Source organism: Ruegeria sp. HKCCD6647-2 (genome assembly GCF_057221075.1).
This window is the reverse complement of the sequence record NZ_JBWVBD010000020.1, coordinates 1-6,963: the sequence shown is the minus strand read 5'-3', so window position 1 is coordinate 6,963 and position 6,963 is coordinate 1. Positions and strand designations below refer to the sequence as shown.

Sequence of the window (6,963 nt, the reverse complement as noted above, 5' to 3'; positions counted from 1 at the left end):
GTCATTCACCCGCGGCATCTGACATCGTCAACAGCCAAAAGTTTGCAACAGATCCTAGCGTCAATCCATATGCGGTAGTCGGCCGTTGTTGACCGCTAAACAGGTTTTGCTGCGCTTTGGTGCAACTTCATAGGCCTGTCTTTATCGCAACACGCAGTTTCTAAACGCGACTTCATCGAGATGAGAGAATAAGATGTTTACTATCTACGGCAGGCCAACCTCCAGCAATGTACAGGCCGAGATGTGGTTGGTCTCGGAACTGGGCGTAGAATTCACAAGGCACGACGTGGGTGGCGCTTTTGGGGGCAATCGGGAGCCTCCGTTCCTGATGAAGAACCCGATGGGACGAGCGCCGGTGATCGAAGACGAACACGTCACCCTGTTCGAGAGTCAGGCCATATTGCGCTATCTTGCAGCACAGTATCGGGCAACGGGCCTTTGGCCCTCGGATCCCGCCGACCGCGCACCGGTTGATCAATGGATGGAATAGGCCAAAGTGAATGTTGCGCCCGCCCTGATCTACAAGGTCTTTTGGCAACTTGTGCGCACCAGTCAGGCGGAGCGCGACAGGCAGCGCCTTTCCGAGGGCGTCGAGGAGTTGCAAGCGCTGATGCCGATTGCCAAGGCCCAGATCCAGCGCCACGGGTGCTTGGCTGGACCGCAAATGTCCCTTGCCGACATTTCATTCGGCACGCAGTTGTTCCGGTACTTCACGGTTCCGTTTGAACGACCGGATTTACCGGCTTTGCGTGGGTATTTCGACCGGCTGAGCACGCGCCCGGCCTATGCCGAGCACGTGATGGTTTCTTATGACTCGTTGCGCGCCGCAGGCGCCTGATCAGCCGTTGGATGTCATCGCTGTGGCCAGCGTTTCTCCGGCCTTATCCAAATCGAGAACGCTCCAGGCCGCGCGCAGCAGGCGATCTTGTTCAGCTTCGGTCAGGACACCCGCACAGCACGACCGCGCTTTGGCTTCGACTTCTGCATCGGTCAGCGGGTTCTCTGGCCCGCCGCGATAGCGCTCGTCCGCCCAGCCAGCAATCTCGCGCCCGTCTTTCAGCCTTATCGTGATGCGAGAGCGCATTTTGTCGAAACCCTGTGCTTCGATCTCGGGGTCCAACTCGGTCCGCACCCGCCGCTGCATCTCTTGCATCGGGGCGGAGCCGACAAAGGCGTCCGAGAACTCGATCTTGCCGGCCTTGCGGGCCAGAGCGATCATCGACAGCGCTGCAGGTAATGAGAATTTCGCCTGCAAGTGATTTGACGCAATGGGATAGCGGATGGGTTTGAGAATATTGGTGCCCGCGTAGACCGACACAGTGTCGATTTCCCCGGACTTGATGTCCGCGTCCGTGACAAGGCGCAGCATCAAGTCAATTGTCGGGTGAGTCAGCACCCCGCATGGGTAGGGTTTGATCGATACGCCGGGGTCAACGATAGTCCAGGTTCTGCCAAAGCCCTGCGAGATTTTTTCCGGGCTAGCACCACCGCCTTGTACAGCCATGAACCCCCATGGACCATCCAGAGCCTGCGGATCGGCTGTGTAGCCGCGCGCAGCCAATAGGGCTGCAGTGATCCCGTTTTCGGCAGCGCGCCCCACATGCAGGGGTTTTGTCATTGTGCCGAAATTGCAGCGGATGCCAGCGGCAAAGCTGGCAGCAATTCCGAACCCGTTGCGCAGTGCGTCGCCTTCAAGCCCCAATAGTTTCGCGGCTGTCGCATAGGCTCCGAAATGCCCGACGGTTCCACTGGAATGCATACCTTGCATGTAATGTTGCGGCAGCATCCATTCCGAGATTTTGCACTCCACCTCGAAGCCGGTCAGAAACGCCAGCATGAATTCCTTGCCTGACACGTTGCCCAGCTTCTGAGACATGACAATAGCCGATGTCAGTGGTGGAATAGTTGGATGTGTGAGCAGGCCATAGATATGGGCCGGGTCGATGCTGACTTGACTGTCATCCCAGTCATGGGCGTGGCCTGCAGTTCCCAAAACGCGCGCCGCCATTGGGGCGGGAACCTTGGTATTGCGTCCGAGCAGCAGGGCATCCTCGCGCCCGCCAAAATCCAGAGCCTCGTCTACGAGAATATCGATTGTGTGTTCTTCGGAGCCGGCAACATAAAGGCCAACACCATCCACGATACAACGCGTACCAATGCGCAAGGCCTCTTCGGGGATGTCTTCGAAACGGATTTTCTCTACAAACTCTGCTGCTTCGGCCGTGATGTTGGTATCCTGCGGCATTTCCGCAAATGCGTTCTGCACAGCTGACATGGGTGTCATCCTTTCGGGGTGATGGAAGTGTCGGATTGGGAAACAAGATTGCGCCAGACAACACCGGCGCAGGCGTTGACCAAGACGGCACGAACCGCTTGGAATGCGGCGACAAGGGCAACGTTTTGACCCAGAACCTTTGAGGTCAGAACCATTTCGGCCATTCCGCCTATGGAGAAACAGAGAACGAGAGTTGGCAGGCTGATGGGCATGACCAAACTTGCCAAACCGGCAGCGGCCGCCATTGCCGTCATGATCACAACAAGAACGGGCAATCCTGTGCTGAGCGCCCTCGGGATCGAAGACAAACGATCCCGCCGGAACCTGGCACCCAGCGAAATGCCGACCAGAACCTGCACTCCGGCCATCAGGGACGCTGGCATGCGACCGCTTGAGAAGCCCAAGGAAGACAGCATACCAACCGCGATCAGCGCACCTAGCAGCCATGCGGCAGGCAGCCCCAATAGGACAGCGGCCCACCCGCCAGCGACGCCGACAAGGATGACCATGGCCAGATGGGTCCAGCTCAGCAGTGCCACATCCTGCACAGGGTCGCCGGATGCAGGAAAGAACGCGTATAGTACCAAGGGCAAAAGGCCGACAACCAGCGCCACGCGCACAGCATGCAACGCGGCGACAATCGTTCTGTCTGCACCGTGGCCTTCACCGACGTTCGCCATTTCAATGACGCCACCGGGTAGTAGCGAGAAAAACGCCGTGCTGCGTTCCATGCGTCCAAAGCGGGCAAGAAGCGGTGTCATAAGCACTGCGGCTCCAACACCCAAGCAACCGGCGACAACCATCACAGGTGCCCAGACCAGCAGAGCGGCTGCAACATCTGGCGTGATGGACAGCCCGACGCCAGCCCCCAGAGCCGCCAGCGATACGCTATAGAGCGGTTTTGGAACTACGACCTCGACATTGCACATGGCAAAGCAACCGGTCACTACCGCCGCGCCCATCAGCCAGCCGAGCGGGAGGCCAAGAGCTTCCCACAGGCTGCCCCCGAGCGCGGCAGGCAAAAGGGCCAGTAGAAAGCCCTTGGTTATGCCGAGATCGTTTAAGGTCACTCGTTCAGGTCCCTGTACACGGGTGCATCAGCGCGACGACGACCTTTCAGCCAGTTGCTGAGTGGCGACGATGCGATGCTGAGGATTGCCAGAGCAAAGAAGAACAGCGCAATCGGGCGCGTCAGGAACTGACTCATGTCCTGATCGAACAGGATCATGGACTGGGCCAGAGAGTTCTCGACCAGATGCCCCAGCACAAGCCCCATGATGATCGGAGCGGGCGAGAACCCGGCGCGGTTCAGGAAGTAACCGACCAGACCGGCGACCAGCATGATGTAGACATCACTCATGGACTGCCCGACTCCATAGGCACCAACCACACATAGGCAGAACACTGTCGGCCAGAGGAACTGACGCGGGATCAGCGAAATGCGCGAGAAATGCTTGGCGCCGATCAGACCGAACCCAAGGAACACAAAGTTCGCGATCAGCATCGCAAAGAAGATCGCATAAAGCAGATTGGGCTGGTTCTCGAACAGGTACGGACCGGGGCGCAGGCCGTGGATCTGCAGGCCGCCCAGAATGACGGCGGCCGTTGCCGAGCCCGGAATCCCGAGCGCCAGCGTCGGAACCATCGCTCCACCGGTTGCCGCATTATTCGCGGCCTCCGGCCCGGCGACGCCTTCGATCTCACCCTTGCCGAAATTGTCCTTGTTCTTCGACCAGCGCTTGGCCTCGTTATAGCCCATCATCGCAGCAACGGTTGAACCTTCGGCCGGCAGGATGCCCACGAACGTCCCCAGACCCGAGCTGCGCAGGATCGTCTTCCAAACACGTTTGAAGTCATCGATTGTCGGAAGATTCAGCGCCGACATGCTGAACCGTTCCAACGGCGTGTCTTTTTGCCCGGCCTGATCCAGCAATTCAGCCATGGCAAAAAGGCCAATCAATACAGGGATAAAGCTGATGCCTTCGTAAAGCTGGGGCACACCGAAAGTGAACCGCTCGACGCCGGTGGTCAGGTCCACGCCAACGGTGGCCAGCAGAACGCCAAAGGCACCGCCGATCAGGTTTTTTACCGCGGACTTACCGCTGATCGACGCCAGCATCGACAAGCCAAATACGGTCAGCGCAAAATACTCCGGCGGACCAAACCTATAAGCAATCGTTGCCAGTGCGGGCGCGGCCAGGATCAAAACGATCAGAGAAAAAATACCGCCCGCGACGCTTGCAACCGCAGCCATGCCGAGGGCTTTGCCTGCCTCGCCCTTCTTGGCCAACGGATACCCGTCGAACGCGGTCGCCGCCGCAGGTGGCGCGCCCGGCGCATTGATGAGGATCGCAGTGATGCTGCCGCCAAACGTGCCAGCGCAATAAAGCGCTGCAAGCATCGCAATTGCGGGGATCGGTTCCAGATAGATGGTGAAAGGCAGCAATAACGCAACCGCCATTGAGCTCGACAAGCCGGGAAGCGCGCCGACCAGAACGCCTACGATAGTTCCCACCATAATCAACAGCAGGGTCGTGGGCTGAATAATTTCAAGAAGTCCGCCAAGAACGTCCATGTTTCCCTCCCTTCAGAGGCCAAGCGCCGCGAGCGGGCCCATAGGCAAGCGGAGTCCCAGCAGCATTTTGAAGACCACGTAGATTGCGACCGGCACACCAATGGCAAAGGCAACTATCGTGCCATAGTTCCGCGCGCCCCACATCGCCGGCAAAGCCAGGCAAATGCAGAAGAACACCAGCGGCACGCCAAGAACTGGAAAAAGAAAGGCCGCCAACCCTAGCACCGCTGCAGTTGCAGGCATCTGCCAAGGGGGCACTCCGCCCAGGGCGTCGCCGCCGCTTGCAAGGCTCTGCAGGATCATGATGACGGTAAGTCCGGCGATCACACCGAGGATCAGACGCGGCATATGCGTTGCGGGCATGCCCTGCGCCATGCCAAGCGGGTCCGAGTCAAAGGTCGTCGTGACCCACCAGAGTATTGCCGACAGGACAAGGATCAGCCCGCCTGCGACAAGGTCGCGAGAGAGTTTCATGGGGTTTCCTTCCACTGAAACGAGTGACCGCCCGCGATAACGGCGGACGGTCGGGAGGTGGCCTTACTTGCGCAGGCCCAGCTCTTCGAGGGTCGCGTAGATGTTGTCGTACATCTCGCGGATCTGAGCGTCCCAGACCTCGGAGCCTGCAACCGAGCCTGCATCCAGGCCAATACCCTCGAGGTACGCCTGATACGTGCCATGCCCCATGCCTTTGATCAGCTTTTCTTCCAGCAGCGCCACACGATCCTCAGGAGTGTCCGCCATTACAATGATGCCGCGCACGGTCGAAAAATTGACACCATCAATCCCCAATTCGTTTAGCGTAGGGGTATCCGGCAGAACACCCAGACGCTCCTGCGCCATGATCGCCAGCGGCACGAAGTCTCCAGACTCAATTCCGTCGACCGCTTCGCCGTAGTTCAGACCCGCCGCCTGAATGTTCTTGCCCATCAGGTTGGTGATTATCGCACCGCCGCCATCGAAAGGCACGTATGCTACCTTGGCACCGGATTTGTTCGCAAAGGTCATCGCGGCGATATGGTCGATGCCACCGGCCTGCGTGCCGCCCCATTTAATCGGAGCTGATTTTGATGCCTCAATCAACTGCTCAAGGCTCTCGATTCCGGACTCCTTGTTGACAACAATAATAATCGGGTCATCAGTTGAACGGGCAACCCCTTTAATGTCGTCTATGCCAATCGGCGCGCGGCCCCGGGCCATGGTGATCAGATGTGTGGGGGTAATCGCCATCAAGGTGTGACCATCAGCTGGTTTGCCCGAGGCATAGCTCATAGCCACAGCACCCCCGCCCCCCTTTTTGATCTGCACAAAGGCATCCACGCCAAGTTCCTTGCGTGCCCGGATCAGCATCGTCCGCGCGGTCGTGTCAGTGCCGCCACCTGCAGATGCGTGGGTAACAACCTCGATCGGCTGCGATGGGTATTCTTCTGCCGCCGATGACGTGGCAAACGCCGCGACGATCATCGCACCAGCAGCGATACGCGAAAGTGTTTTCATGGTGTCCTCCCATAGATTTTCGCCCAGCCAGATACGGCCGTTGAATTTGACTGGTATCATTGCCGACTGTAAACTGTCAACAGTTTTCAATTTTGAAAGTCACCCGACCACGTTCAGATGGCTCTAAAGAGATGCGATCAGGCGTGTCAGCCCGTTGGAAACGTGGTCGCGTAGCGCCTTGCTTGCCGCAGAAGCATCGCGCTTGATAAGGGCTTCAACTATTTTTTTGTGTTCCGAATTTGAAACCTGAAGATTTCCTTCCTGGACAAGCCCACGCCTCCGCAGCAAGTGAAGCTGATTGACGATTTTTCGATAGGTATCTTCAAGCGCCGTGTTTCGGGCTGCCAGAACCAAAGCATCATGAAATTGCAAATTCAGTTTGTAGTAATCCGCTGTGTTACTCTTGTCCGCTGCCGCCTGCATCTGATCTACGAGACCACTTAGTTCTGCAATTTCAGCATCATCAGCGCGCTTGACTATCAATTCTCCTGCAAGCCCCGCGATGGCACCTCGCAGCTCATACAAATCTCTTGCTTCATCCAGTGAAACTTCACGCACATACATACCCCGGTTCACCATGCTGGTCAGAAGTCCGGCTTGTTCGAGGCTTCGGCATGCT

General features: G+C 57.9%; 8 protein-coding genes. 2 read left to right on the top strand and 6 right to left on the bottom strand.

All coding sequences use genetic code 11. The features are described from left to right. Positions 1 to 193 precede the first annotated feature (193 nt). The gene (locus AC2TDJ_RS21115) at positions 194 to 490 is read left to right on the top strand and encodes a glutathione S-transferase N-terminal domain-containing protein (protein ID WP_480844652.1); all 297 of its coding nucleotides are present in this window, start codon (positions 194 to 196) and stop codon (positions 488 to 490) included. A 6-nt stretch (positions 491 to 496) separates the two neighbouring features. Continuing rightward, complete coding sequence (locus tag AC2TDJ_RS21110) at positions 497 to 838, top strand: glutathione binding-like protein (protein WP_480844651.1); 342 nt, start codon at positions 497 to 499, stop codon at positions 836 to 838. Here AC2TDJ_RS21110 and AC2TDJ_RS21105 read toward each other — a convergent pair whose 3' ends face one another. From AC2TDJ_RS21105 to AC2TDJ_RS21080, 6 genes are all read right to left on the bottom strand, one after another. Next, positions 839 to 2,275 (bottom strand): MmgE/PrpD family protein, encoded by a 1,437-nt coding sequence (locus AC2TDJ_RS21105; RefSeq protein ID WP_480844650.1) that lies wholly within the window; start codon positions 2,273 to 2,275, stop codon positions 839 to 841. Between the two features lie 5 nt (positions 2,276 to 2,280). Further along, positions 2,281 to 3,345, bottom strand: a complete 1,065-nt coding sequence (locus AC2TDJ_RS21100) for an AbrB family transcriptional regulator (RefSeq protein ID WP_480844649.1) — start codon at positions 3,343 to 3,345, stop codon at positions 2,281 to 2,283. Continuing rightward, entirely contained in the window at positions 3,342 to 4,850 is a 1,509-nt protein-coding gene (locus AC2TDJ_RS21095; RefSeq protein ID WP_480844648.1) for a tripartite tricarboxylate transporter permease, read from the bottom strand. Before AC2TDJ_RS21095 ends, AC2TDJ_RS21100 begins: the two co-directional genes overlap by 4 nt. Before the next feature lie 12 nt (positions 4,851 to 4,862). Then, entirely contained in the window at positions 4,863 to 5,324 is a 462-nt protein-coding gene (locus AC2TDJ_RS21090; RefSeq protein WP_480844647.1) for a tripartite tricarboxylate transporter TctB family protein, read from the bottom strand. A gap of 63 nt (positions 5,325 to 5,387) precedes the next feature. After that, positions 5,388 to 6,344: a Bug family tripartite tricarboxylate transporter substrate binding protein gene (locus AC2TDJ_RS21085; RefSeq protein WP_480844646.1), complete on the bottom strand. Its 957-nt coding sequence runs from the start codon at positions 6,342 to 6,344 to the stop codon at positions 5,388 to 5,390. 123 nt (positions 6,345 to 6,467) lie between these two features. Then, the coding region (locus tag AC2TDJ_RS21080) for an FCD domain-containing protein (RefSeq protein WP_480844645.1) at positions 6,468 to 6,963 on the bottom strand (496 nt) is incomplete at its 5' end.

Bases quoted from the DNA above. Each gene is read 5' to 3' on its own strand.
- AC2TDJ_RS21115 (WP_480844652.1), top strand. From the start codon at position 194: ATGTTTACTATCTACGGCAGGCCAACCTCCAGCAATGTACAGGCCGAG.
- AC2TDJ_RS21105 (WP_480844650.1), bottom strand. From the start codon at position 2,275: ATGTCAGCTGTGCAGAACGCATTTGCGGAAATGCCGCAGGATACCAAC.
- AC2TDJ_RS21095 (WP_480844648.1), bottom strand. From the start codon at position 4,850: ATGGACGTTCTTGGCGGACTTCTTGAAATTATTCAGCCCACGACCCTG.
- AC2TDJ_RS21090 (WP_480844647.1), bottom strand. From the start codon at position 5,324: ATGAAACTCTCTCGCGACCTTGTCGCAGGCGGGCTGATCCTTGTCCTG.
- AC2TDJ_RS21085 (WP_480844646.1), bottom strand. From the start codon at position 6,344: ATGAAAACACTTTCGCGTATCGCTGCTGGTGCGATGATCGTCGCGGCG.